The sequence below is a fragment of the Nostoc sp. JL23 genome (assembly GCF_017115065.1).
GTDB classification, from domain to species: Bacteria; Cyanobacteriota; Cyanobacteriia; order Cyanobacteriales; family Nostocaceae; genus Nostoc; species Nostoc punctiforme_A.
Window position 1 is genome coordinate 1 of sequence record NZ_JABXKN010000094.1, and the last position, 24,606, is coordinate 24,606.

Genomic DNA, 24,606 nt, shown 5'->3' on the forward strand with positions numbered 1-24,606 from the left:
TTGATGGTTATTTTGTTTATTCATGTTATTTTAACATAACTACTCTTGGAGAGCCGGAGTTTATTGCCTAAAACTATATCAGAAACACAAAATAAAGGCTTAATCCAATGTGAGCATTGCACCCATATTTTTAAACCGCTAACTGATGAATTAGCTAAAATTGAAGCCGAAGTTGACGAGGATGGAGTGGTGATTCAACATCACCAAGCTATTTGTCCAAGCTGCGGTGAAATGATTGATTTTATTACTAAAGAAAATTCTGCAAAGCCAAGTTTTAGCAGAATTCGACTTAGGCAGGGTTTTAGCCTTGAGCTTGCAGAAATTGACCTTTCTGTTTCTACTTACAGATTAGACTTAGTTACTGATACCATCAGAAGGCAAGGTTTACGGGGTGCGAGTCCCACTAAAATTTATAGCGCCATTTTCATCGCTTTTATTGAAAATATTACCAAATTTACTCTTGGTGATTGGCGCGAAATCGTTAAAATGGTTGAGCCGTCCCAATCAGCAATTACCAAAAAAGCATGGGAACTGTACAAGGAAGCTTTTGAGCGGCATAAGAACCGCATCCTGGCTATGTCTTTTGTTGAACAGAAAAAGCTTAAACAACAAGGCAGTAGCAATGTGGCGACTAATATAGCGACAATAGAAGCCCTTGGGCAGTTAGAGAATAGTATATTCTGGGAACCAAAACCACAGGAGAAGTCATCTAAGTTCAAAAAGAATTTAGGCGATAATTATTTTAGAGTGAAGTACAAATCACAATGGCTTGAATCTTTAACTCACTGTTCAATGCTAACAGGTGATTTTTTAAACATAAATGCTGGCCTGTTCCATGTGGAAATTAAAGATGTATATGTAAATATGTGTATTGAGGTTAGAGAACTTCCTGGGCTGAAATCCAAACTAACAGAGATTTGTGATCCCGCAGAGATTGAATATGCCTTTACTCAAGGGTTTGGCAAGCTTGCTAAGATCATGTTCCGGTTAAGTTGATTCCCAATGTTGGGTCAGAATTAACTTGATAATTTTCTAAATATTCATTTGCCTCCTTTGATGCCAACATCCTACCATCTGGGTGTAAGTTGAAATCAACCCCTGGCTTGAAACCTCCTTTAACTAGTTTTTGAGTCATGCTTGTCGATACATCCTTTACGGCTTGTTGATAACTTTCCTTGCCTACGTATTCTTGCAAGAACCAAACAAAATTTACATACTCTACTTGCACGAGAGCTTCTTTGAGGATTATTGTCTCATCCTCTAATTGTGCTAGGGTTAGGATTTTTTGAATTTCTTGCAGATTTTGACAAGAAATCGCTTCTATCAACTGCTGTTTTAGGAGTTCATTTTGCGAATTCATTTATCTCAATGCTCAACGGCACTTCAGTGCGTTAACTATTCTACAGTGACTAATTAAATTATGTTGAGACAAATTCGTGTCATCGAGTTAAGCCTGTTTTACTTTTCAGCACCTGTTGAGTGCATCAAGATGATCTTCGGTTGTCTCCTGTAGCTCGTATGCAATCCAATAGTGGCATGAAGTACCAGCCGCTCGCCGCTGTGATCGCCAACAAACTCCCATTCAGGCTCAATACCCATTCGACGCTGCTTAATTCTGCGATTACACCCGCAATCAGTAACCCGAAAATTCCTGCGGTAAAAGTGATTGCGCTGTGTGATGTAAAAACCTGTCCAGCTATTCGACTGGGTGTCACTTCTTGCAAAATCGTCTGTTCTAGAGGATTTCCTGCGCCTAATAGCAAACCACCAAAACTAACCGCTAGAATCAGCGCAGTTGGAGTTTCGACGATGGCGCACAGCAGAATGGCGATCGCAGTGAGAAGTAAACCGCTGTAATAAATGGCTGAACGAGAAAATCGTTTTGTCAACCTTGCGTAGGATAAAGCACCCAGAGTTGCTGCCATACCAAATCCAGCTAAACAAAGACCCAGTAGGGCAGGATTGGCAAATTTCTGGGTGGCTAACACTGGAAGCAAGAGACTGAGAAATGGCAGCAGCACAAAATTAAGTACCATGCCGCTAAAAGTGAGCGATCTTAGTTGACGCTGCTGGAGAATGAACCGAATTCCGGCAATTGGCTCAACCAAATCATGCTTAAACTCTTGATGGCGTGAACGTGGAACTGCGATCGCAAATACTACAGCACAAACAAAGAAACTGGCTGCGTTAACGAACAATGTATTGACAGTTCCAATCCAGCTAATTAACCCTGCGCCGACGATTGGACCTAACAAATCTGCTCCATTTTCCAGACTACCGCGATACCCATTCACCTTGTCTAAGGGAATTCCCGCGAGTCTGACAAATTTTGGAATGAGGGTATGACGGGCTGAAACTGCTGTTGGATCAAATAACGCACCAACAAACACCAGCAAGAAAATAAAAATCAGGGATACTGATTTGAATTCGATAAAAATGAATGGTAATAATAGAACTGAGAGACTGCTAAAAACATCAGCTACAATGCTCACCTGCCATGCACCAAATCGATCGATCGATCGCTTTTCCACCGATGAAGGCAGCCAACACAATCGGAATGATACTTCCTGCTCCAGCGATGCCAGTCGCGATCAGCGAGTGTGTAAATTGCAGCACCAGAATGGGAATGGCAATTGCAGCAATTTGATTCCCCAATTGTGAGAGGAATTCAGCACTGATGAGACAAATGAGGGGAAGTGCCTTTGGCGATATCTGCAAAGCAGCACAGACTTTTGCAATCATGAATAAGGTAGTGTTTTATCCAGTAGATAATAAGTCAAAACAATCACGCCCTGACTAAAATTTCAAGTTGGCTCTCTCTAGGTCGATGGATTGTGCCGCTTGACGAAACGATGCTATCGACGTGAGGCGATTGGAGGGACAATCCCACAGAATGTATTTGAAGCAATCAGGAATATCTACCATTCGCAGCGTTTTTGCACTTCTAAGCAGGTGAATATTTTGATTGTGGCAAGCTTGGAGGTTGTAATTGGGGATTCTCTCGCAAAGATGATGAATGTTATGGTAGCCGATATCGGCGGAAAACCACTTTAAAACGGTGGGTAACTCCAGATAACTGCTGCCCTTAATTGCTCCTTCGAGATAGTCCCACCCTTCAGTTTTGTGGGCGTAAGTGCCATCAAAGTTGTGCTGAACAAAGAAGACGCAGATGAGGATTGCCGCAGCACAAGTTAGCGTGATTGAGTAAACGCTCACGAAAAAACCAAATCCAAGTAAATACCCCAGAAAAATCCAGATGCCGACTACACAAATGTTATTGAACAACAAATGCCAAAATTCAGCCGCAGTGTACCAATTTCTAGACTTATGAGAGGAGATGATTCGAGGTAAATCCATAAAAGGATCTTGCTGCAAGCAAGTCAGTAGATGAGTGATAAAATCATATGTTCCGGCAATCAGGGCGAGTCTTGGCTTAATCGCGACATAGAAAAAACCTCCCGGAAAGATCATCAATGGGTGCCTCAGTAATTCATAACGCCTTTGGGCAGATGGACTGAGGCGAGCAAACTCCTCAGTAGAGAGTAATGCACTAGGACCGCGATAGCGTTGCCAATCACCGTTGGTTTTGTGGTGATAGGCATGTCCTCTTGACCACGGATATTGAGGGATCGCGTTTATCACCCCCAGAATAAAACCGATAATCTGATTAACCCTTTTTGAACGAAAGAGTGAATAGTGTCCGCAATCATGCATTAAAGAAAAACAACGCGCTGAAAACAGCGTCATCAAAACCATAGTAGGCGCAAGCAACCAAAAACAAATAGCAGCTGCTTTGTATGCTAAAAACCATAAAACCACATAAGGCACAACCGTATTCAGGATTTGATAAGTTGCCCGCAAGTCGCTGCTGTTCATGTAAGGACTGAGGACAAAATCCGACTTTTTCACTGTGGTTTCCATTAAATAAAACTTTCTCCTAGCGGCTGAAGTTCTTTTTGGGGTAAGTTGAAATAACTGGTAGCATTGACTTGACAGCGCCGCCTAATGTAGGATAGCGCAGCTCGTACAAACGGAGATAGTCGGAATTTGTGAGTCCCATGTAATAATCTATCGCCGCATTTTGGTAGCGAGTAGGTTTCGGAATCTTGCTTAATTGTGGTTTGAGCATTGAGGAATAAAGTAAGTATTAGGGCATTAAGCTTGGTTGAAATTCTGACCAACGCTTGCAAACTTGTTCGTAGCAATCGGGTGGAGTAATTTTTAATTGGTGTAAAAAAGTAACCTCAATCTGAGGTTCAACTTTTAGCACCAGAAGAATATCTTGATGGGGATTGTATGTTGTGACTGCTGGGAAAATGGATGAGATTATAGATGAGTTAAGTGATTGTGATCGCAAGTAAAACCCAATTAGATCGCAGGGGAGAAACTGGAGGGTGAAGCAGGGCAAACGCATCTAAAGTACTCTTGATCACGGACAGGATTAAGACCCAACGAAAAATCAGTTATTTCTGGCTTGATTTATTTTCCAAGGCTTAAAGCGATCGCTAAAATCTTTGTCAATAAGTAGGGATTAATGAGATTATTTTTGAGTCTATTGAGAATAGACTAGTCTTATTGACATGATGCGGCCGCCCTAGGTGTCAATGGGATATGCTGCCACGAGATTTTCCACCGAGTTCAACCGTGTACAGCTACTACCGTAAGTGGGAAAAAAAAGGCATCTGGGAGCAGATGAATCATACTTTACGTGACCAAGTTCGCCAACAACTAGGTAAGTCAACCCAACCAACAGCGTTAGCGAAGCTCGCCGTAGGCATCGCAGCAGATAGTCAGTCGGTAAAAACGACTGAAAAAAGGGGGATGTGTATGGTTTTGATGGGGGCAAAAAAGTAAAAGGAAGGAAACGCCAAACGTTGGTTGATAGTCTAGGATTATTACTCAAAGTTGTAGTTAGCGAAGCAAATGACCCAGAACGATTGCTTGCTGCTTATGCCTTAATGGAGCTTTTGGAGGAGCATCCAGAGATATTAGAACAGGTTGAGGTGATGTGGGTAGATGCTGGTTACAGCACTTACGGCAGCTATGAGGTACATCCCCAAATCTGAAAGCTTTGATAGGAGAGGGCAAGGAGAAAAACTGTATTGCATAATAGCCGGAAGCGCTGTATAACGGTGACAAATTTGCACTCTCAGTTTGGTTAATGATTCAAGCTCGTGTTGAGGTGATGAATCGTTTGGGGTCTGGGTTTGAGATTTTACCCAAGCGCTGGGTTGTTGAACGAACTTTTGGATGGTTCAACCAATATCGTCGTCTCAGTAAGGATTATGAGCGACTTCCTGAAATGAGCGAGGCTGCCATTTATGCAGTTATGACACGGATTATGTTACGTCGTCTTACAGCCTAAAGATTTACTTTATAAATGGTCTCTAACAAAAAACAAATGACAGCTCTCTTTTGTGGTCAAAGCTGAACGCGATCGCCAGTTAGCTTCAATTGCGCCCACCTACTACTAAGGATTGCGATCGCTTACCAAAATAACTAGCATCTCGCATTCGATTGCAAGATGCTAAAAATAGCACCTCGCAACCCCTACCGCTTAGTGATGGCAAAGCACTAATACAGATTAAACAACTACAAAATTGTTGTTGGTTAGTGACAACTCAGCAGATAATTGTGCAAATTGCAGCTGAGTAAACCCAGATGCACTACCATCTACGTCCAAGAACAGTCCACCTGTAGCGCTGTTGTAGATAAATCGCTGTTCGCTAGTAGTTGCAGATGTTCCGATGGTAAACTGAGTAGCCAAGAGTGTGCCTGGTGATAACCCACCAAGACTCTCATAATAACTACTAGCTAATACCTGAATCACTTCATTGGTGGCGTTGAAGTCATAAAGGCTATCAACGTTTTGATAGTACTCATTAAAAACAAAGGTATCAATACCATCCCCCCCATAGAGGGTATCATTGCCATTCCCCCCATAGAGCGTATCATTGCCAGAAGTCCCCACAATATTGTCATTGTCGGTTGTACCTGAGATATTTAATCTTTCGATATTCTTGTAACTAACCCCACTCGTGCCTGCTGTAATTAAGCCAGTCTTAGTAGTGGCATTAAAAGTTGAAGTGATTTTCCCTGTAGCATTCCTGTAATCGACGGACAACAAATCATCACCCTTACCCCCATCTATCGTATCTTTGCCACCAGATCCCATAGAGAGCGTATCATTGCCGGATGTCCCCACAATATTGTCATTGTAGGCTGTACCTAAAATATTTAATTGTTCGATATTCTTGTAACTAATCCCACTCGTGCCTGCGGTAATTAAGCCAATGTTAGTGGTGGCACTAAAAGTTGTCGCGATACCCCCTGTAGCATTGGTGTAATCGGCGAATAACAAATCGTTACCCTTACTCCCATCTATCGTATCTTTGCCACCAGATCCCGTAGAGAGCGTATCATTACCAGAGGTTCCCACAATATTGTCATTGTAGGCTGTACCTAAAATATTTAATTGTTCGATATTCTTGTAACTAATCCCACTCGTGCCTGCGGTAATTAAGCCAATGTTAGTGGTGGCACTAAAAGTTGTCGCGATACCCCCTGTAGCATTGGTGTAATCGGCGAATAACAAATCGTTACCCTTACTCCCATCTATCGTATCTTTGCCACCAGATCCCGTAGAGAGCGTATCATTACCAGAGGTTCCCACAATATTGTCATTGTAGGCTGTACCTAAAATATTTAATTGTTCGATATTCTTGTAACTAATCCCACTCGTGCCTGCGGTAATTAAGCCAATGTTAGTGGTGGCATTAAAAGTTGTTGCGATACCCCCTGTAGCATTGGTGTAATCGACGAATAAGAAATCATCACCCTTACCCCCATCTATCGTATCTTTGCCACCAGATCCCGTAGAGAGCGTATCATTGCCAGAGTTCCCCACAATATTGTCATCGAAGGCTGTACCTAAGATATTGAATCGTTCGATATTCTTGTAACTAATCCTACTCGTGCCTGCTGTAATTGAGCCAGTCTTAGTAGTGGCATTAAAAGTTGTAGCGATCCCACCGGTAGCATTCTTGTAATCGACAAACAACAAATCATCACCTGTCCCTCCATCAAGTAGGTTATCGCCTATTGAACCGCTAGCCTTCAATGTATCGTTACCTGAGCCTCCGTTAAGGGTGTTATTGCCTGTTGAGACAGAGTCCTTGAGGTCGCCGAAGGATTCCAGGAGGAAGTCACCAGAAATGTCAAGAAAATCATTGCCATCGCCTCCAGAAAGCAGGTTATCACCTATTGAACCGCTAGCCTTCAATGTATCGTTACCTGAGCCTCCGTTAAGGGTGTTATTACCTTTTGAGCGAGAGTCTTCATTAGTCCTGTATGCAATGCTGAATGCGCCAGAAATGTCAAGAAAATCATTGCCAGTGCCCCCAGAGAGCAGGTTCTCGCCTGTTGAACCGCTAGCACTCAATGTATCGTTACCTGCGCCTCCATTGAGGGTGTTATTGCCTGTTGAGACAGAGTCGGAGTCCGAATTCCCGGCGTTGCTGAACAGAGTGAGTAATCTGCCAGAGATGGAGATATTATCATTGCCATCGCCTCCAGAGAGCAGGTTATCACCTTTTGAACCGTTAGCACCCAATGTATCGTTACCTGAGCCTCCGTTGAGGGTGTTATTGCCTGTTGAGACAAAGTCCTTGAGGTCGCCGAAGGATTCCAGGAGGAAGTCACCAAAAATGTCAAGAAAATCATTGCCATCGCCCCCAGAAAGCAGGTTATCACCTTTTGAACCCTTAGCCCTCAACATATCATTACCAGGGCTACCGTTGAGGGTGTTATCACCTGTTGAATATTCAGCGTTCAAGGTATCGTTACCAGTGCCACCAATGAGAGTATTATTGCCTGTTGAATATTCAACGTCCAAGGTATCATTCCCTGCTTTACCGTTAATCGTGTCAGCGTCATTACTGCTGAATAGGGTATCGTTACCGTTGGTTCCCATGATGTTTGTCATAGCTTTTATCTACATCTATCTAACTTTTCAGTAACTTTAGTTTTCAACCTGCTGTTTGTGCTGTTGAGCACACAAATAATCCACCGAAATTTGATATTTTCGGCATACTTTATTCTTGACTTGATATTTGGTTTCTTGCTAGCGTTAAAGTTTTACTATAGGAATAATGGCTCTCCCAGATTTCGTTTGATAAATTAATACTAAAAAACAGTTAAAATACCTGATGTAACTAGGTTTCGCTAAAACAGAATCAAAGATTTAATAAAAATATGCTTTCTGATTCTTGAATCCCTTACTATATAAGGACTTAACCTGATATCAAGTATTAATTTTCTATAACTAGTCTAGGAGAGCCGGAATAATATTTTATTTTTGAACAAAATTAGGTATTGTAGGCTGTGTTAGAAGGCAGTTTGTAACGCACCGTCATCAAGGATTTGGTGCTGTACTCTCGGCTAGCTCCCCTATATAACTTTTAGTGAAATCAAATACTATTCCTATAGAAGAGAAAATAATTAATGGTTGGGCGAAATTATTTTTATACCCTTTTCATGGGCAATCTTACTTAAATATTTAGTCTGAAAATAGAGAACATCTCAATAACCCAACACTAACCACATACTACCGTATTTAGCTAAATATCTTTGTTTCAAAACACATTGAGAGCATATCCCTGTTTTGTCACTCTCGGAAAACAATAATCTCAGTCAAACTCTGAGACTTTGATTTCATCAAGGTTTGAGGCTTTATTTTCTAACAGAAACTAAAATTTATAGACAAAACGTGGAAATTAAAGCCCTGTAACCGTTTGGGCGATTGGATTCTCCCACTCTGACAAAAGAGGGATATTCTTAACATTATTTATTGATTAATTAATTAATTAATTAATTTACCGAGAATGGGAAAAGGGTACTAGGTTATACTCTTTACCCATCAAGTATTTGAAGCTATAGCGTTCCACCCTCAATAAGGTTGCGATGGCACAGTGACGCCAGAAAAAGCTATTTGGGGGCAGTAGTCGCTTTGAGTTCATCCCTTTTCCCTTTTCCCAAGATTGTTTGCACCTTGTGTCACCTTCAATTCTTCTTCTTGCTTACTAGAGTTGACCATTTTCACTAAGTGCTGATTTAGATAACTCTGCGCCGAAATGTACAAACTTTCCCAAATCTCTTGATTGCGGCTGATTTTTGTACCGACTGTATTCCCTGCTGTTTTCTCCGATACCAAGTATTTGCGGAAATAGTTATTCCACAAGTGTTGCAAAAAATCTTCGGCGAATTCGTTACAGCGCTTCCGGCTATTATGCAATAGAGTTTTCTCCTTGCCCCTCTCCTATCTAATTGCTTTCAGCTTTTAGGATGTACCTCATAGCTGCCGGAAGTGCTGTAAACGGCAAAATCCATTTATAGTCCTTGTCCAAAAATACCCGATAGGACGCAATTATCGGTAGTGCCAAGTCAGTTGGCGCACCAAACCCAAAGGAGTATTTGCTGTCAGGCAACAATGTAGTTTTACGTATATCAATTGATGCTAAATCGTTGCTACCCTTCCTTCTGGGGTTGCTGATATGGTCTTGAATTATTTCATAGAGCCTTTGCTCTATCCACAAGGCTTGAGAAAGCAGAGGCAAAAGTGCAGTTAATCTTTCCCTTTCCGTGTCTGTGATGTTAGATGGGGGACTCATACCTGCTGGGTGTTTGGTTCGTTTATTGCCGTCGGGGTTGTATCTATTTCTATCGAGGCAGTTAATCAACTTCAGCAAATGGTTGACATTACATTGGGCATTTCTGGGAGCGCCGCTTTGGTTTTGATAATAAGCGATGCGGAATTTCCTATCTTCTGCTCTCTCTAACTGGGCTAAATACTGCTTGATGAATTTGTAGTCACCTCTGGCGTTGACTTTAGAGCGAGAATCAACTGGCGTTGTGGTATTTGAAGCCAGGGCTATGTCTTTGGCTGATTCTTCAGTCAGCCCGATGTGAATCGTAACTTTTACTCTGGCTTGGGTTAGGTCATATTTGTAATTTTTCGCTTGCTCAAAGGCTAAAACTGTATGCCCACCGTTGATAATTCCATCGCTACCGCCCTCGTTAGCTTCTAAAATCTCTAGTTCGAGTTCAGTTTTATTTCTGTTGGGTTTAACTTTATTGGCTGACAGAACGATTCCACTGTGGCGAGAGAAGAATTTTGCAGGTTCGGTCGTTAGTGAGTCGAAGATTTGTCTGTAGGTCGCACTTTTGCGGTTTGGTTCCCGGATGTTCGGTTCTAGCGGCAGGTCTATAGGGAAGCTGTCTACATGGGCGGTGGCGATGATGCAATTGGGCTTGGCTTGAAAATAGTTATCTATTTTAATATTCCAAGTCTTGGGCATAGTCTATTTCTTGGGAACTAGAATTTCTATGTTAACCAAAACCCTGACCCTGATACCGCATTTCTCAAAATGCCGAGTACCGTTAGAGATTGGACTACAGCATATCTCAGTATCGGGGTAGTCAAATTATTTTAACCTGCAAAGAGGTGACACAGATGAAAAGCCGAAATTAACAGCAACATTATGCTTAATCTTTACAGTGCCTAAATCCTAGTTTCGATAAAGAGTACTTAAAACCTTTGATTTTTAGGTACTCTCTTTATGGAAAGCTCTTTGAAACTATCAAGTAACAGTCTAAGTGCTGTATTTTGCAACTAACTTAAGATAGACTATTATTCATACTTAAGTTAGTTGCAAAAAGTGCTAATTTTAAAAAAATCTAGAAAATTTATAACTAGGCTTGATCTGTTAGTTCCACTTAAAACGTATTTATACTTATTCTCATTATGAGAATGGCTGCTTTACTAATATTCAGCAACCGCAACTGCACAGTACCATGACTACCACTAAGATTCATTCAGTTGTTTGCATTCACTCTCGTGTTTTAGTCATATTTTACACTCCTGGTAAATGCTGGCAGTTTCGGATTATTAGCCCCGATGGAACGGTCTTTGGCGACTATCCGATTTACTATAGCGCTGAGGCGGCAGCAAAAGCTGGGCGTGATTCGATTTATCAAAACAGTTGAAGCGGTCTTTAGGATTCCCAATTCAAGCCAAGCGATCGCTAGTTAACCCACAAATTAGTTTTATGTTTTAAAGTAGAAAATATTATCCAGTCTACTTTTGTTTGATTTTAGTTTTTTTACTCAGAAGGAGCGACTTATTACAACGGCGAGTTAATTGTGCAACCACAACAAAGGTAGACACAACAGCAAAACTGGAGTTACTTGATTGGCATCCGATGTTTACTGGTAGATGTCCCCGATGCAATGCTGAGTTTGACCGAGACTACACCTCAAGAGTGCATTGGGATTGTGAATGCGGTTGGATGGATGATTCAATTTAAGATGTTCGTACTTACTCCTTTGCGCCTAATGCCTGCTGACTTAATTGCATCACAATATTTTGGGGTAATGGGTCTATGACAGCATCAGTAGGCAAAGATTTAATAAAAGCTGTTACCTCTTCCCCAGTTTTATATTTCCCTTCACTCCAAGCCGAAGCCATCTGTTTCGTTACCCGGTCAGCATCATCAGGGTTAGCATGGGCGGTAATACATTGAATATCATTACCTGTAAATGATATCCATGTCTGCCAAAGTCCCGTAACTGGATGCTGAACAATCCCTGTGGTCAGTTCATTGTCCTCAAGCACTGCTTTCTTCTTTGGGTGACTAAATCCTTTAAACATAGCTGTACTTAGTAAACGCTATTTTAAAATACCCAAAATGCAAAGCGCGATCGCTCTAGTAAGCTGCTAACAGGTTTAACTCCATCCAGTTGTGGGGGATAATCTACTGGTTTGTACATTCCCATTAATCACCTTGGAACCCAAGCAGCTAAATTTATTTTCTGATTTGACCGTCACACCAGAAAGCTTGCTGCACTATGGTTTGAGTTGACTGTTAATTCCTACAAGCATCATTTGAGTCTTATGAACATCCCTGTAATATCCTCTTCTTCATTGATTGACTTATTTTTGAAGCCGAGCTAATTCTGAAACTTCAGGAGATGGTGAGTTCTCCGATACTTCTGCACTGTCAACCTTTAAAGAACGCAGCAATTCTCGAATCACATCGTTAATGGGTCTTCCTGTTCTTGCACAGTATTCTGACAATTTCTGTGTCTCTGTTGCCGTGAGATTTACTGTTAGCCGTTTAACAGCCCATTTTTTATTGACCATTCACTTTGACGACTTATTACTTTTGGAAACAAATTATACATTATTTGTACATCTCTTAGTAATCTGATAAGCCAAAATTACGATTTTTCGGATTAGCGTAGATATTAAAAGAATTCACAGTGGGCTACGCTCTAAGCAAAGCTATGCCGAAGCTTTACGCAATTACGTTTTGTAACAGGGATTAAAAGTGGTGCTTTCGCAAGAGAAAGTTTTATTACTGATAAATGCTTGAAATTTAATTTGTATCTACGAATGCAGTGATTCTTTACAAAGCTTCAAACCTTTGGATAGAGATGATTATATAAAGACATTTCTTATTTAGTAGGCATAAACTAGGCTTTTAAGATTGGATCGAATTAAGGGAATTGAGGAAATAAAAATGGCTCTCACATTTACTCGCTGTTGGCGCAATCAGTAAATCTGAAGTGTCTAAAATTAGAGCCGTAAAGCATTATGATTAACCAAATTACACTTTTGGAATCTTGCTGGCATATTTCTCCTCCGTGGGGTCAAGCTATGCCTCCATTAGCAGTTCAGATGCGAGAAAAAGTTTTCCTGCCAACCTACAATTTGTTAGGTTACTGCTGTGGTGTTTACTGGGAAAGCCCGGAGTGGGTTTATGCAATTGTTTGTCGCGGTGAAATACTTTACTTGCCTACAATGCCAAGAAGTCTATTGTATGGAGGCTGACATTTCTTGCTGAATCTTGCTCTTGGCAGCTTTGAAATCAGTAGCCATTTGATCTTTTTCTACATCGCTGCAATTTCTGTTAATCGCCGCGAACATAGTACTCTCTTCTTGACGAATGTGATCCCCGACTGTATCCATCAACTGTTTAATTTTTGATCTGAACTCGTCGGCTGAACCAGGATTAATAGATTTAATTTCATCAAGCATCCGTTTCATTTTGGCTTGCTCATCGTACAGTTATTGAGTATTGTCATCGCCATAAAACGAGTGCACTTGCGGGTATACAACTTCTTCAGCTTGAGCATGTCCTAATAAATCTTTGTAAAGCTGCCCAAAATACTCTTGGAGCTTGCTAAATTTAATGAAAGCCTCTGTTAGTAGAACTCTTACACGAAATAATTAACCTGTATCCAATTCTAAGAAAACTCAAAGCGTAACATTCCTCTCTATTTTTACTTTTTTTGCTCAAAACAGCGATCACATTTTCAATGGCTGGGACTGCGGGCTGTGCTGATGAATCTCATCGCTGGGGTTGAGAGCAAAATTGATCGTAGTTTCAGCTTGCTAGAGGAAAAGTTGCTGCTAACATCCATCCAAAGAATAAGGCATTACCGATGGCATAGCTCCAATATTCGTTAAGTAAGCTAGAAGTAAATGAAAAAATAGCCACAAGTATAGGGAACAAGGGCAGTAAAAGATAAATAAACCCAAGATTTGGTAACAAGTAAAGTACTAAAATAAAACCTCCCATTAAGGCTGCACTTTGTCCTACCCACCACAAAATACGTTTTCCAAACAAGAGATTTTGTTGGGCTATACCTGATGCTAAAAACCAAGGAAAACTAATAAGTGCAAGTATAGGAAACAATTGCAAACGTATTCCAGTTAGCCACCACTGTAACCACACTACTTGAGCCATCGCTCCGAAACCAATCCATAACACTATGAATAGAACAATGCCGATTCCTAAACCTCTAACTGTAGGTCGTTGCATTCGTGACATAATCACAAGCCAAGTTAATCCTGCTGCACCAAACCAAATACTTACTGCTGTGCCTACTAAAACTCCACCTAAGTTATCAATATCACCAAGTCGATTACCTACTAAAAGTGTACCACTTGCGATAAAAGGCGCTATTAACAAGCCTGCCCAGCTTTTTAGCTGTTCTACCTTACTAGGGAGGAAAGAAGTACTTAAAACCGGAGCAATTGCTCCTAGTATTATTAACCACGCTAATAAGTGTAAAACGTACCAAATCATTCGATAATCAACATAGTTGCTTTGACGCTGGCTTCCAAAAGTAGCATCAAGCCAATTTCTAGCTGCTTGGTGGCTTTGATTACGAAACAAAATTGTAATATGTTCTGCATTAGGAATAATTACTAGCTCTCTTCCCTTGCCCTGAAATAAATTTTTATTTTCTCCACCTGCGGTTTTAAGTAACCGTTTTGCATTGACAATAAATCTACCTTCCCAGCTTCCTGCTTGCAATTGCAGATTATCAGGAGCTTTTGGTGTAACTGAAGCACTTGTAGGAGAAATAGCTACGGTTGCCGCATAACGACTGACATCATTGATAACAGCAGACATTACTGCACCGCTACCCATTGAGTGGCCTAAAGTAGCTAAACGCGATCTATCTACCTCTGGTTGTTTTACAAGTGCTTTATAAGCAACATCAAGATTTTGCTGAAGAGAGTTTTTTTCTAACGGTTTAGTATTAGCTGCATGACTATCAAAGTCCCACACCATCACTGCGTAACCTGCATCTGCTAACGTGTAGGCGTACCCAAGCATTAACTGCTTAGAACCTGCATATCCATGTGCTATTAAAACGCCCGGTACATTTTTTGCATTCTCTGACACTATGTATAATAGGGGCACACCATCAGAGACCATTTGCTTTACTGTAAAAGACACCTGTAGCGCCATTACTCTCCACCAAGAAATAGCAATTACTAATAGTGCCAAAATGAGCGTCAGTAAACGCTTATTGTTCATAGGCTTCTAGTTAATATACCTCTTGCAAAATTATTTTCAATACTTAAGTATTTGTTCTCACGACAGGATACTGTTACGTGAGCTTTCTTACTTCTCAGACATTCTCTTAAGATCAACGCTATTTTGTGATTGCAAAATTACAGGCTTCTGGTAATTAGAAGTATAACCTGGTAAAACTTTTACCCCTGGTTGAGTCAACCTTAGCGTTAAAGAAAGTCTGACTTTACCGCTATTATTACGTACTGAGCGATGTAATAGTGTATTAGTAAATAGTACAAACTCACCAGGACGTAACACTACAGGAATAGCTTGTTTTGCAACTTCCTCAATGATTTCAAAAAAGTTATTTCCACTAAAAGGATCGGTTCCTTTTATCTGACAACTTTTTAAGTAAATATACTGAGACGATGCCATATAGTAATATTTGATTGTACAAAGCCTGGATGTATGGCGTTAACAGTGACTTGAGAATTATTTAATCGCTGAGAAAGTTCTCTTGTTAAAAGCAATAAACATAGTTTTGAAATGGCATATAATTTTAGGAAATTTAAAGGTGTTCTTTTAACTAGTAAATTCCAGTCAATACCACTTGGAGACAATGCCAAATCTGATGCTAACATAATAATGCGGCTAGGAGCAGATTTTTGCAAATTCTCTAGTAATAAATAAGTCAGCAAAAAATGACCTAAATAGTTCGTTCCCCAAATCAGTTCAAAACCTTCTTTGGTTGTACCTCTGTTGTTGAATATACCCGCATTGTTGACTAATATATGTAATGGCAAATTATAGCCATTAAATAATTTTACACACTTACGAACTGAATCTAAAGAGGCTAGATCAAGAGGTAAAAATTTCACATTTTCATTTCCGGTGGTTTGGCGGATGTAGTCTATAGCTTTTGCGGCTTTATTTGCCGAACGACAGGCAATAAATACATAATTGCCTAATTTGGCTAAACCTATAGCAGTCATTAAACCTACACCAGAATTACCACCTGTAACCAGACACACTTGCATAATTTCCGCTCTCTTAGTATTTATTTCCAACTAATTGCCAGAAATATAGTCAGTATTAATATAACGTCAAGTATTTCATCATCTTGCATCATGATTAAATCCCTCTATAATTTGAATTGGGCGGTTAGGCATCACCGTGCCAAAACCTTATTTCCAGGTAATAATTATGGCGCAACAAGTTTTGCGATCGCTCAAGTCAGATAAAAGCAACTTACTGAATGAGCGATTATTGTCAAAAAAGCCTTGGTAAATGCCTTAACCTTCACTAATCAACTGTAATAAGACTTCTGTTGATATCTTGCCACTAATATCAGCACCTTCCAATAAGCTGTCTGCCAAATCTCGCTTGTGCTGATGCAATTGCACAATCTTTTCTTCAATAGTATCCTTTGCTACTAGACGATAAATAGTAACTGGGCGTTGTTGCCCAATGCGATGGGCGCGGTCTGAGGCTTGGTCTTCAACTGCGGGATTCCACCAAGGGTCTGTATGAATCACATAATCAGCCGCAGTCAGATTCAGTCCTGTACCCCCTGCCTTGAGACTAATCAGAAAGACATCTCCTGAACCAGCTTGAAATGCATCCACCCGTTTTTTCCGCTCTGCCACTGAAGTACTGCCATCTAGATATTGATAATTAATACCTTGCTGCTCCAGATAATTTCTGATAATGTGCAAATGGTCAACAAACTGACTAAACACTAAGGCTTTATGACGATTTTCCAGAAGTTCACCCAGCACCTCACCAAAAAGCTGTAACTTGGAACTGGGTAATTCAGTATCAGGCATAACGAGGCTGGGATTACAGCAAGCGCGACGCAGTTTCATAATCTCAGCCAAAACTTGCAAATGTTTCTTTCCGGCTTCTGCATCAGTTTCGGTAAGTTTAGATATTGCCTGGCGGCGCAACGCTTCATAGAATGCCTTTTCCTCTCGACTTAACTCTACATGCAATAGAATTTCGGTACGAGAGGGTAACTCTTCTAATACTTGATTTTTTGTCCGCCGCAACAGAAATGGTTGAATCAGTTTTTTGAGTTTATTACGTGCAAGTTTATCTTGATATTTTTCAATGGGGGTAGCAAAACGTTGATTGAAGCTTTCAAAAGAACCCAATAACCCAGGATTAATAAAACGGAATAAATTCCACAACTCACCCAGGTGATTCTCAATCGGAGTCCCAGTAGTCAGCAACTTAAAATTAGATTTTAGGTTCATGGCTGCCTGTGAACGTTTAGTGGTCATATTTTTAATCGCCTGGGCTTCATCCAGGACAATCGTTTGCCACTGTACACCAGAAAGCATTTGCGCTACTTCTTCCTGCTGTAATAAACCATAGCTGCATACCAACATATCCAATGGTTGTAACCCATCTAATAATTTTTGGCGGTTAGCACCAGAAAATTGAATAATATTCAGAGTTGGGGCAAACTTCTGCGCTTCACTCACCCAATTCATGCACACGGAAGTCGGCGCAATAATTAGGGTTGGCCCTTCATGGGCATTTCTGAGAATGACAGCCAATGCCTGCAAGGTCTTACCAAGTCCCATTTGGTCTGCCAAACAAGCTCCTACACCCCAATGTGCCAGCCGCGCTAGCCAACAAAAACCCTCCATCTGGTAGTCGCGTAGTTCTCCTTGAAGCGTAGATGGCAATTCTGGCTGGAGGTTCTGCACCTCATGGAGTCGCTCTCTATGTGCCTTCCAATGTTTATCTGCTTTTACCTTACCTACCTCATCGACAAAATCTTCTAACCCTAACGTCGCCAAGGGATGAAAACGAATACATGAACTATGCTTTTCCGAAAACATCCGTAATTCGTCGAGGCGTTTCCGAAAAGCTTGAGTTAAAGCCAAAAATTGACCATCACCAAGAGGGATAAAACGGCTGGGCGTTTTATCTAATAGTTCTAGTAGTTGCTGCATATCCAGCACTAGGTCGTTATTCAATTTCAACTCCCCAGTTGCTGCAAACCAGTCTTGCTGACGTTGAATTGATAAATTAAAGTCTTTCAAATCGGCATTGTAGCTAACACGCAGTTTTTCTCCTTGTGGCCATTCTATGACTACGCTACTTTCCAGTGCTTGCAGTTCTAACAGCAATTCTAAACAGTCCTCTGGGTCAGCTATAACCCATTCACCATCTTGTTCTTCAGTTCGCGTCAAGGTGGGGCAGGCTTTGATGGCAGCTTTAGCAAGCTGTTTCTCTTGGGGTAGATTTCGTCTGGTTTGCAGACGTTTCCCGTCAATCTCGGCAATTACAGTTTCACCACCTGTACCAGGACGGTAGTAGGGACCACCTTGGGCAAAGGGGCGCGACAAAAGCGCGACTTTCAAGCCGGCATTGGCAGGTAAAAGGTGAATATGGGGTAGAGTCTGGGCGGGTACTTCTTCTGCACTTTCGAGTCCGCCACCAATGTCAGAATGTACGGTAACGATGCCAGAGACGGCATTGATCGCTGCCAAAACTTGCTTTTCGGCGAAGGCAGGCACGTTTAATTTATTATCTTTACCAATAATCTCTGCAATGCGTCTATGTTCGGCAGTAATTTCAATGACTTTGATGCGGGTTGGAGTTTCTTTGATATGCAGAATATTTTGTGATTCTGGTAATTTGGGAGAAAATTCCAAGGTGAGACGATCAAGTTTCCCTTTTTTAACCAGTAGTTCCGGTTCTCCCTTGACAATTTCTACACGGATAGTAGGTGTATCTTCCCAAAAAACCAACGGGTGTCCAATTAAAGCAGAGATGGCTTTTTCACCGAAGGTATAATCAACTTTGCCGTAATAGCCTTCACTATATACCTCAATACAACTACATACCCGCATATCTTGGGATGTGATGTAATCAAACTCAGATAATGCACTATTCAGACGCTTGAGGGCTATGGGGCGACCTTTACTCCATTCCCCTTTGGCATTCACTTTTTGTTCTCGTGGTTGCAAGACACATCTGCTGGGATAGAAGGTGATGAACCATGCTAAACGCAGTTCCGATTCTGGTTTTAAGGATGTTTGTGGTCTTGATTGGAGATTTGCCAGGGCATTAAGGCACATTTCCCAAGCTTCTTGGGGTCGAATTAAGTCTACGATGGTTTGGATATTGCTATCTTCTCGCAGTGCGGGAGCAAGTTTATTATAGTTACTACTTGGTTTGAGTTTGGATAGGAGTTCTGCGGTTTCCATTGCCAACCAATGATAACCGGAGGCGAGCGATCGCTTATATAATGGCTCTAATAAATTCGGTAAGCGTTTTTTAGCACTTTCGGCATCCATCCAGTAAAGGCATAGCGAACAAAATAATGTTTGTAAGCTATTTTCTTCTTCCACAGAAGAAATATGACCACTGACTACAAATTGTTTTTGGGTAATATCACCAAGGTGAACTTGCAGTACCATGTTCAGTCTGCCATAAGTGAACCTTAGCCAATGATCCCCTTGACGGGACATCAAATTGCTATATTCTTCTGCTTCTTTGAGGCGTTGCGCTGAACCATCTTTTAAAAGTGCCAGGATGAAAAATAAGCCCCCAATTGTATTGAAATATATTTGCCGTTTGCCTGTAGCCTTTTTGATCGCTTTCAGGGCATCTGTATAATATTTTATGGCTTGTTCATTTTCACCCCGCAGAAAACTTAACCAACCCCAAAAGATAGCAGCGTTATTTTGATATTCATTTGATACACGCTCGAGACTTTCTTGTGCCTCTTGGGTACAACCCTGTAACAACAGTTGTTCTGTCAAAATCAGATGTAGATAATCTGAGCAATGTTTTTCACTGTCAGAGCATTCTTCTTCTAGCAGCATCAACGCATCTTCCGAAGCGGATAATTTTAAGGCTGAATTGAAGAGGATACTGGATATACCACTTTCATATAATCCAAGTGGAAGGGTCTTAAACCAATCTGCATCAAATGGATTATTGTATATCTGCTCAAAGATATTTTCTATTATTATTTTTTCTTCACTATCACTGTACTTCTGGTAATCTTCAATTTGCTGATTAATAAAACTAAGGTCTTGGCGATAAATACCAATGCGGATTTCTCTGATACACTGGCGCAGACTGGAGAAAATCCGAGAATCTCTATTCCAGTGAGTACGTATTGGTAGCTTCTCTTCTACTGCTGTGACGAGGATTTCAAACTGTCCGGTTTGTACAGCATGACGAGTAGCAATTTCTGTGAGTAACGGATGACATTCAGGACTCGATCTACTTGACTGTACTAACAAACCTGCTTTTAACAATTTATCAATTTGGGGACTAAGGGTTTTAGTACCCCAAGGTTTATTGTTTTCATCTAAAGCGCCAGTCTTACTAATACAACTTACAAATGAATTTTTATCTATCGGTGCATAAATTACCGAAAATAACTGGATAATCCTTTGTAAGGAAGGATGTAACTCGAAATATATATGGACGAGGTTTTTTTGCAGTTTTGTGGTATCATCGGCCAATTTAATCATACTATTAATTCAGTTCTTTAAATAATTTCATTAATTTACGTTTACGTCCATGAGCCGCTTCTAATTTTGAGCGATAAGCAGACCATTCAGCTTTTTACCCTAGTTAATATAACCAGCTTTGACTTTTTTTAGCCAATTAACCGCAGCTTATAACGGTCAGCTTTCCCTTGTTCCATAATTGGTTCTGCCCGTCTGCTTTGCGTTATCAATTACCCAATCTTGACGATGGGAAACTGCTGCATCCATGACTCAATGAACCAGTTTGGAATCATAGTAAGTATCTCTCTCTACTGTTTTAGTTGCATCATTAATTAATCCTTCATGGAGGAAAATATCGACTTGAGCTTCTCTTATTCCCAAATCTGGCTGATTTTGCAGTGTTTGCAGTAAATCCTGTTTGAGCGTCAACCAAGTTTCTCCTGCATAGTCTTGAATCTTACCATAGTCTCGAAACGCAAGAAGCTCAAGGATGGAAGGGGTTACGCCTGAAGTTGCGGCGTGATCCTGGAGTTTGAAGACGCTTGCTCTCAAAAGTTTGCTCAACTGGTGACAGATGCGCCGCATTGGACTGAATGGATGGCTTGATTTACACCTAAGCTTGGTATTAGACCAATAAACTATTGCTTGCGAAGTGTGTCTGCCACTTCAAGATGTTGAATGGCAGTTTCATAAGTAGCAAGTGCTTGTTGATAAGTTGCGAATGCTTCTGTATACTGCTTGTTGGTTAAGTATAGTTCGGAGGTTGTACAGTTTTCTCAAACCAAATGATGTACTTTTAGGAGATAGAGCCTTTTGTGCTTATGCCGATATGGTTTCTATTGCCAAGCTTGGTTGTGATGCTGTGTTTCGTAAGCATCAATCTCGCACAACAACCATGCGAAAAGGTAAAATTGTTGGCGATTGTGACAAGTTGGTTACTTGGTATAAACCTAAAAGATGCTCACAAGGGTTGAGCAAAGATGAATTTGATGCTCTACCTCCTTCCATAACTGTACGGGAAGTTTACTATTACATTGTTATTCCTGGTTTTCGCACTCAACAAGTCAGCTTAATTACTACTCTTTTAGAGAAATCTTCTTATTCTACTCTTGAAATTGTTGGGCTTTACGGTAAACGTTGGGATGTTGAGCTAGATTTAAGACATATAAAAACTACCTTGGGTATGGATGTTCTACGATGTAAAACACCTTCAATGGTACGTAAAGAAATTTTCGTTTTTTTGCTGGCTTACAATTTACTTCGTAGTTTGATGTGGTCGGCTGGAACTACTTACACCACTCCTCCATTACGCAAATCGAAAGCAAGGTACTCGCCACCATTTAATTAACTTTATTCCCAAATTATCAGCTGCTTCTGATCAAAGACGTTTCCGACTTTATCACACTTTGCTAAAAGTTATTGCTCATAAGACTGTTCCAGAACGCCCAGGTCGTAGTGAACCACGAGTCCGTAAACGTCGCCCAAAAATTTACCCCTTGATGACCAAACCCCGGCATGAATTACGCAAGCAATTGCAAACTGCTTAAACCGCAAGGGTTTCGGCTTTTCTTAGTGCCATTCAGTACAGTCTCATAGATAGCGATCGCCCCTATTTTCATGAGGTCCTTGTTGCCGTTTTATAATGAAAGGATGCAAAAGCTTACCATCACCCGACCTGACGATTGGCATCTGCATCTCCGCGACGGTGCAGCACTGAAAGCGGTTCTGCCCTACACGGTGCGTCAGTTTGCCCGCGCGATCATCATGCCGAACTTGAAGCCCCCTATCCGCTCGGTGGCAGATGCGGCAGCTTATCGCGAACGCATCCTCGCCGCCATTCCAGAGGGACAACAGTTTGAGCCATTGATGACACTCTACCTCACCGACAACACCAGCCCCTACGACATTCTCCGGGCGAAAGAATCCCAGTTTATCAAAGCGGTCAAGTACTACCCAGCCGGTGCAACGACCAACTCAGACTCCGGTGTGACGGATATTCGGAAGGGTGATCGCGTCTTTGAAGCGATGCAGCAGGTGGACATGCCGTTATTACTGCACGGAGAAGTGACCGATAACGATGTTGATACGTTCGATCGCGAGAAGGTGTTTATCGAGCGACATTTAATCCCCCTCAAGCAGCGATTTCCCAACCTGCGGGTGGTGCTTGAGCATATCACCACCTCCGATGCGGTGCAGTATGTCCTGTCTGCCAACACCATCGCGGCAACAATTACGCCACAACATTTGTTGTTTAACCGTAATGCCCTGTTCAAAGGCGGCCTTCGCCCCCATTTTTATTGCCTGCCCATTTTGAAACGGGAGGAGCATCGTCAGGCTTTGTTGCAAGCGGCAACATCAGGGAATCCGAAGTTTTTTCTAGGTACCGATAGCGCTCCCCATACCCGCACCAGCAAAGAAAGTTCCTGTGGCTGCGCGGGATGCTTTTCAGCTCTGCACGCCCTTGAGTTGTATGCCGAAGCATTTGAAAGCGTGAAAGCCCTGGATAAATTGGAGGCGTTCGCTAGCTTCTATGGCCCAGATTTTTATCAACTGCCGCGTAATACCGAGCGAATTACCTTGTCCAAAACGACTTGGCGCGTTCCTGATGAAGTTCCATTTATGGAATCTGGGCTTGTACCTTTGGGGGCGGGGCAGGAAATGACATGGCAAATGGTATGACATTTGCATTGTGCATCAGCCGTTGTGGAATCCTGTCGGTTAGCTTAGGCCAACGAGTAATTTGAATCCTGGCTCAAATTTGAGTCTGCGAATCTTCCATTTTGAGTGGTGATCGCCTTAGCAGAACTTTAATATTTTAGCTAGCACTTACCTGTTGCAATAACTTTGAGTCCCAGGTATAAAGTCCGATTTCTTCAGGTACTCTTGAAAATCTTCCTGTGCGATGCCCTCGCGATAATTCGTTCAGGACTTTGGGCTTTACTTCTATGACATCTGATGGATCAAGTTCTCCATATAATTCTTCGATAATTTCCGCCACATTGAAAACTTTACCCGGATTTTGTGACAACAAAGAGGTCAGCGCATCAATCAAAAACTGCCCGGAAAATTCTCCTTGCATTGGTATAGTATTAGTTTGTGTCTGTGGGTCAGGTTTTCTGTTTTTGCTCTTCTTAAAAGAACTAGTACGATTCGAGTTAAGCAATTTTAAATCTAGGGTAAAAGAACCTGGTTTACCAGGAACAAGCGACCATTTACCGCTTTCTCTGCCATAAGTTAATGTAGATTGAACTCTGCCCTTTACTAGTTTGAAAATATCTGGTTCTAAATCACCATAGAGCGATCGCACCACAAAATCTATGTGACATACAGTACCCCTGTGTTTTTGCAATACCTTTAGGATCGCTTCGGTGCGGTTGAGAGATTGATATTCCGGCAACATTGGAATTTCTGACCACAAGAGGGATTTCTCTAAAGTTTCTTGTTGTGTCTCTATCTCTTTTGATGTTGGCGCTGGTGGCTCGTCGGCTTCACCAGATGTCGAGGATGATTCATTTATTTCTAAATTATTTGTTTGTGAGGCTTCAGCCTGACTCGGCTCTACCAACTTCACTTCGGATTCAGTAATGTTATCGCTATTTACTGGTAACGAATTATCTTCGGGTGTATCTGGAACTACCTCATTTACTATTAAAGGCATCTCGATATTTTGAAATTCTGGGAATGGAGTTTCTAACTCTAAATCATTTGCTGGAGCAATCTCAGGATTGATAGGTTCTACCAAGTTGACTGACACGTCAGGAGTGCGTAGGGGCAGATCATCACAGGCATCGCTGTTAATCAACGATAAATTTTCTAAAGCAAGAAGGGCTGGCTCACTAATGACTATCGGTGCTTTAATATCTTGCTTTGCAGAAGACGAATTCTCTGTTAGATGCAGTTGAGAACTAACAGGCTTTACCAAGTTGACTTTTGGCTCTGGCGTGAAATCGTTATCCTCAAGGGGCAAGTTTTCTAAACTAGAAGCAACTGGCTGATTAATCTCCTCCAGGGTTGGCTTCTGACCGTTATCAGACCAGACAGACAACAATGCTTCTACGTGATTGAGATTTGCTAAAGCTTGTATGTATAACTTTTCGTACTTCTCCACAATCGGAGCATAATAGTCTCGTAATGACAACAGGGGAGCAAGAAAGGTTTCAGGAGGAGGCTGTAATTGTGATTGACTTTCCATAAACTTTTAATTTCACCAAAACCGCTATCCCTTGTACCATGAGTACATTTTTTTGTTGATC

Annotated in this window: 19 protein-coding genes and 3 pseudogenes; 6 read left to right on the forward strand and 16 right to left on the reverse strand. The window is 41.3% G+C overall.

Going from position 1 to position 24,606, the window contains the following annotated elements; genetic code table 11:
- Positions 1 to 63: 63 nt before the first annotated feature.
- The gene (locus tag HWQ42_RS19185) at positions 64 to 996 is read left to right on the forward strand and encodes a hypothetical protein (protein ID WP_292815024.1); all 933 of its coding nucleotides are present in this window, start codon (positions 64 to 66) and stop codon (positions 994 to 996) included.
- On the opposite strand, the gene HWQ42_RS19190 is transcribed toward HWQ42_RS19185, so the two are convergent.
- The 4 genes from HWQ42_RS19190 to HWQ42_RS19205 form a co-directional block, all read right to left on the reverse strand.
- Positions 977 to 1,360, reverse strand: a complete 384-nt coding sequence (locus HWQ42_RS19190) for a hypothetical protein (protein WP_292815026.1) — start codon at positions 1,358 to 1,360, stop codon at positions 977 to 979. The two genes, HWQ42_RS19185 and HWQ42_RS19190, sit on opposite strands and share 20 nt — an antisense overlap.
- A gap of 124 nt (positions 1,361 to 1,484) precedes the next feature.
- The gene (locus HWQ42_RS19195) at positions 1,485 to 2,531 is read right to left on the reverse strand and encodes an MFS transporter (protein ID WP_292815028.1); all 1,047 of its coding nucleotides are present in this window, start codon (positions 2,529 to 2,531) and stop codon (positions 1,485 to 1,487) included.
- Complete coding sequence (locus HWQ42_RS19200) at positions 2,476 to 2,742, reverse strand: hypothetical protein (RefSeq protein WP_292815030.1); 267 nt, start codon at positions 2,740 to 2,742, stop codon at positions 2,476 to 2,478. Before HWQ42_RS19200 ends, HWQ42_RS19195 begins: the two co-directional genes overlap by 56 nt.
- Before the next feature lie 54 nt (positions 2,743 to 2,796).
- Positions 2,797 to 3,921, reverse strand: a complete 1,125-nt coding sequence (locus HWQ42_RS19205) for a fatty acid desaturase (RefSeq protein ID WP_292815032.1) — start codon at positions 3,919 to 3,921, stop codon at positions 2,797 to 2,799.
- Between the two features lie 690 nt (positions 3,922 to 4,611).
- Here HWQ42_RS19205 and HWQ42_RS19210 point away from each other — a divergent pair.
- A pseudogene (locus tag HWQ42_RS19210) lies at positions 4,612 to 5,365 on the forward strand (IS5 family transposase).
- Positions 5,366 to 5,584: 219 nt separating this feature from the next.
- On the opposite strand, the gene HWQ42_RS19215 reads toward HWQ42_RS19210, so the two are convergent.
- The 3 genes and pseudogenes from HWQ42_RS19215 to HWQ42_RS19225 all read right to left on the reverse strand — a co-directional run bounded on the left by HWQ42_RS19215 (position 5,585) and on the right by HWQ42_RS19225 (position 10,355).
- Positions 5,585 to 7,984, reverse strand: a complete 2,400-nt coding sequence (locus tag HWQ42_RS19215; RefSeq protein WP_292815034.1) for a calcium-binding protein — start codon at positions 7,982 to 7,984, stop codon at positions 5,585 to 5,587.
- 1,029 nt (positions 7,985 to 9,013) lie between these two features.
- Positions 9,014 to 9,268, reverse strand: a pseudogene (locus HWQ42_RS19220) (abortive phage infection protein); the annotation flags it as partial.
- Positions 9,269 to 9,320: 52 nt separating this feature from the next.
- Positions 9,321 to 10,355: an AIPR family protein gene (locus tag HWQ42_RS19225; protein ID WP_292815036.1), complete on the reverse strand. Its 1,035-nt coding sequence runs from the start codon at positions 10,353 to 10,355 to the stop codon at positions 9,321 to 9,323.
- Between the two features lie 496 nt (positions 10,356 to 10,851).
- On the opposite strand from HWQ42_RS19225, the gene HWQ42_RS19230 reads away from it, so the two are divergent.
- Positions 10,852 to 11,043: a hypothetical protein gene (locus tag HWQ42_RS19230; protein ID WP_292815038.1), complete on the forward strand. Its 192-nt coding sequence runs from the start codon at positions 10,852 to 10,854 to the stop codon at positions 11,041 to 11,043.
- Positions 11,044 to 11,374: 331 nt separating this feature from the next.
- Here HWQ42_RS19230 and HWQ42_RS19240 read toward each other — a convergent pair whose 3' ends face one another.
- Both HWQ42_RS19240 and HWQ42_RS19245 read right to left on the reverse strand, forming a co-directional pair.
- A complete protein-coding gene (locus tag HWQ42_RS19240; protein ID WP_292815040.1) occupies positions 11,375 to 11,671 on the reverse strand; it encodes a hypothetical protein in 297 nt (98 codons plus the stop codon).
- A gap of 318 nt (positions 11,672 to 11,989) precedes the next feature.
- Positions 11,990 to 12,199, reverse strand: coding sequence for a CopG family transcriptional regulator (locus tag HWQ42_RS19245; protein WP_292815043.1), 210 nt, complete (start codon positions 12,197 to 12,199; stop codon positions 11,990 to 11,992).
- A gap of 453 nt (positions 12,200 to 12,652) precedes the next feature.
- On the opposite strand from HWQ42_RS19245, the gene HWQ42_RS19250 reads away from it, so the two are divergent.
- A complete protein-coding gene (locus HWQ42_RS19250) occupies positions 12,653 to 12,889 on the forward strand; it encodes a DUF1392 family protein (protein ID WP_292815045.1) in 237 nt (78 codons plus the stop codon).
- Here HWQ42_RS19250 and HWQ42_RS19255 read toward each other — a convergent pair.
- From HWQ42_RS19255 to HWQ42_RS19280, 6 genes and pseudogenes are all read right to left on the reverse strand, one after another.
- Positions 12,872 to 13,240 (reverse strand): annotated as a pseudogene (locus HWQ42_RS19255) (hemerythrin domain-containing protein); the annotation flags it as partial. The gene HWQ42_RS19250 and the pseudogene HWQ42_RS19255 sit on opposite strands and share 18 nt — an antisense overlap.
- A gap of 205 nt (positions 13,241 to 13,445) precedes the next feature.
- Positions 13,446 to 14,891 (reverse strand): alpha/beta hydrolase, encoded by a 1,446-nt coding sequence (locus tag HWQ42_RS19260; RefSeq protein ID WP_292815048.1) that lies wholly within the window; start codon positions 14,889 to 14,891, stop codon positions 13,446 to 13,448.
- An 87-nt stretch (positions 14,892 to 14,978) separates the two neighbouring features.
- Complete coding sequence (locus tag HWQ42_RS19265; protein ID WP_292815050.1) at positions 14,979 to 15,305, reverse strand: phytanoyl-CoA dioxygenase family protein; 327 nt, start codon at positions 15,303 to 15,305, stop codon at positions 14,979 to 14,981.
- Positions 15,278 to 15,907, reverse strand: a complete 630-nt coding sequence (locus HWQ42_RS19270) for an SDR family NAD(P)-dependent oxidoreductase (RefSeq protein ID WP_292815053.1) — start codon at positions 15,905 to 15,907, stop codon at positions 15,278 to 15,280. Before HWQ42_RS19270 ends, HWQ42_RS19265 begins: the two co-directional genes overlap by 28 nt.
- A gap of 255 nt (positions 15,908 to 16,162) precedes the next feature.
- On the reverse strand, positions 16,163 to 20,374 hold the full coding sequence (locus HWQ42_RS19275; protein WP_292815056.1) for a DEAD/DEAH box helicase: 4,212 nt from the start codon (positions 20,372 to 20,374) through the stop codon (positions 16,163 to 16,165).
- 249 nt (positions 20,375 to 20,623) lie between these two features.
- Complete coding sequence (locus HWQ42_RS19280; RefSeq protein ID WP_292815059.1) at positions 20,624 to 20,938, reverse strand: hypothetical protein; 315 nt, start codon at positions 20,936 to 20,938, stop codon at positions 20,624 to 20,626.
- A 136-nt stretch (positions 20,939 to 21,074) separates the two neighbouring features.
- Between HWQ42_RS19280 and HWQ42_RS19285 the strand changes: the two genes are divergently transcribed.
- Both HWQ42_RS19285 and pyrC read left to right on the forward strand, forming a co-directional pair.
- Positions 21,075 to 21,701 carry a transposase gene (locus tag HWQ42_RS19285; RefSeq protein ID WP_292815063.1) on the forward strand — a complete coding sequence of 209 codons (627 nt, stop codon included), beginning with the start codon at positions 21,075 to 21,077 and terminating at the stop codon, positions 21,699 to 21,701.
- A gap of 302 nt (positions 21,702 to 22,003) precedes the next feature.
- Positions 22,004 to 23,032, forward strand: coding sequence for a dihydroorotase (pyrC, locus tag HWQ42_RS19290; RefSeq protein WP_292815066.1), 1,029 nt, complete (start codon positions 22,004 to 22,006; stop codon positions 23,030 to 23,032).
- Positions 23,033 to 23,168: 136 nt separating this feature from the next.
- Here the strand turns inward: pyrC and HWQ42_RS19295 are convergent, their stop codons facing one another.
- On the reverse strand, positions 23,169 to 24,545 hold the full coding sequence (locus HWQ42_RS19295; RefSeq protein ID WP_292815069.1) for a hypothetical protein: 1,377 nt from the start codon (positions 24,543 to 24,545) through the stop codon (positions 23,169 to 23,171).
- Between the last annotated feature and the right edge of the window lie 61 nt (positions 24,546 to 24,606).

Excerpts from the sequence above, each read along its gene's own strand:
- HWQ42_RS19190 (WP_292815026.1), bottom strand. The coding sequence starts at position 1,360 with ATGAATTCGCAAAATGAACTCCTAAAACAGCAGTTGATAGAAGCGATT.
- HWQ42_RS19200 (WP_292815030.1), bottom strand. The coding sequence starts at position 2,742 with ATGATTGCAAAAGTCTGTGCTGCTTTGCAGATATCGCCAAAGGCACTT.
- HWQ42_RS19205 (WP_292815032.1), bottom strand. The coding sequence starts at position 3,921 with ATGGAAACCACAGTGAAAAAGTCGGATTTTGTCCTCAGTCCTTACATG.
- HWQ42_RS19215 (WP_292815034.1), bottom strand. The coding sequence starts at position 7,984 with ATGACAAACATCATGGGAACCAACGGTAACGATACCCTATTCAGCAGT.
- HWQ42_RS19225 (WP_292815036.1), bottom strand. The coding sequence starts at position 10,355 with ATGCCCAAGACTTGGAATATTAAAATAGATAACTATTTTCAAGCCAAG.
- HWQ42_RS19230 (WP_292815038.1), top strand. The coding sequence starts at position 10,852 with ATGACTACCACTAAGATTCATTCAGTTGTTTGCATTCACTCTCGTGTT.
- HWQ42_RS19245 (WP_292815043.1), bottom strand. The coding sequence starts at position 12,199 with ATGGTCAATAAAAAATGGGCTGTTAAACGGCTAACAGTAAATCTCACG.
- HWQ42_RS19250 (WP_292815045.1), top strand. The coding sequence starts at position 12,653 with ATGATTAACCAAATTACACTTTTGGAATCTTGCTGGCATATTTCTCCT.
- HWQ42_RS19260 (WP_292815048.1), bottom strand. The coding sequence starts at position 14,891 with ATGAACAATAAGCGTTTACTGACGCTCATTTTGGCACTATTAGTAATT.
- HWQ42_RS19265 (WP_292815050.1), bottom strand. The coding sequence starts at position 15,305 with ATGGCATCGTCTCAGTATATTTACTTAAAAAGTTGTCAGATAAAAGGA.
- HWQ42_RS19270 (WP_292815053.1), bottom strand. The coding sequence starts at position 15,907 with ATGCAAGTGTGTCTGGTTACAGGTGGTAATTCTGGTGTAGGTTTAATG.
- HWQ42_RS19275 (WP_292815056.1), bottom strand. The coding sequence starts at position 20,374 with ATGATTAAATTGGCCGATGATACCACAAAACTGCAAAAAAACCTCGTC.
- HWQ42_RS19280 (WP_292815059.1), bottom strand. The coding sequence starts at position 20,938 with ATGCGGCGCATCTGTCACCAGTTGAGCAAACTTTTGAGAGCAAGCGTC.
- HWQ42_RS19285 (WP_292815063.1), top strand. The coding sequence starts at position 21,075 with ATGCTTCTGTATACTGCTTGTTGGTTAAGTATAGTTCGGAGGTTGTAC.
- pyrC (WP_292815066.1), top strand. The coding sequence starts at position 22,004 with ATGCAAAAGCTTACCATCACCCGACCTGACGATTGGCATCTGCATCTC.
- HWQ42_RS19295 (WP_292815069.1), bottom strand. The coding sequence starts at position 24,545 with ATGGAAAGTCAATCACAATTACAGCCTCCTCCTGAAACCTTTCTTGCT.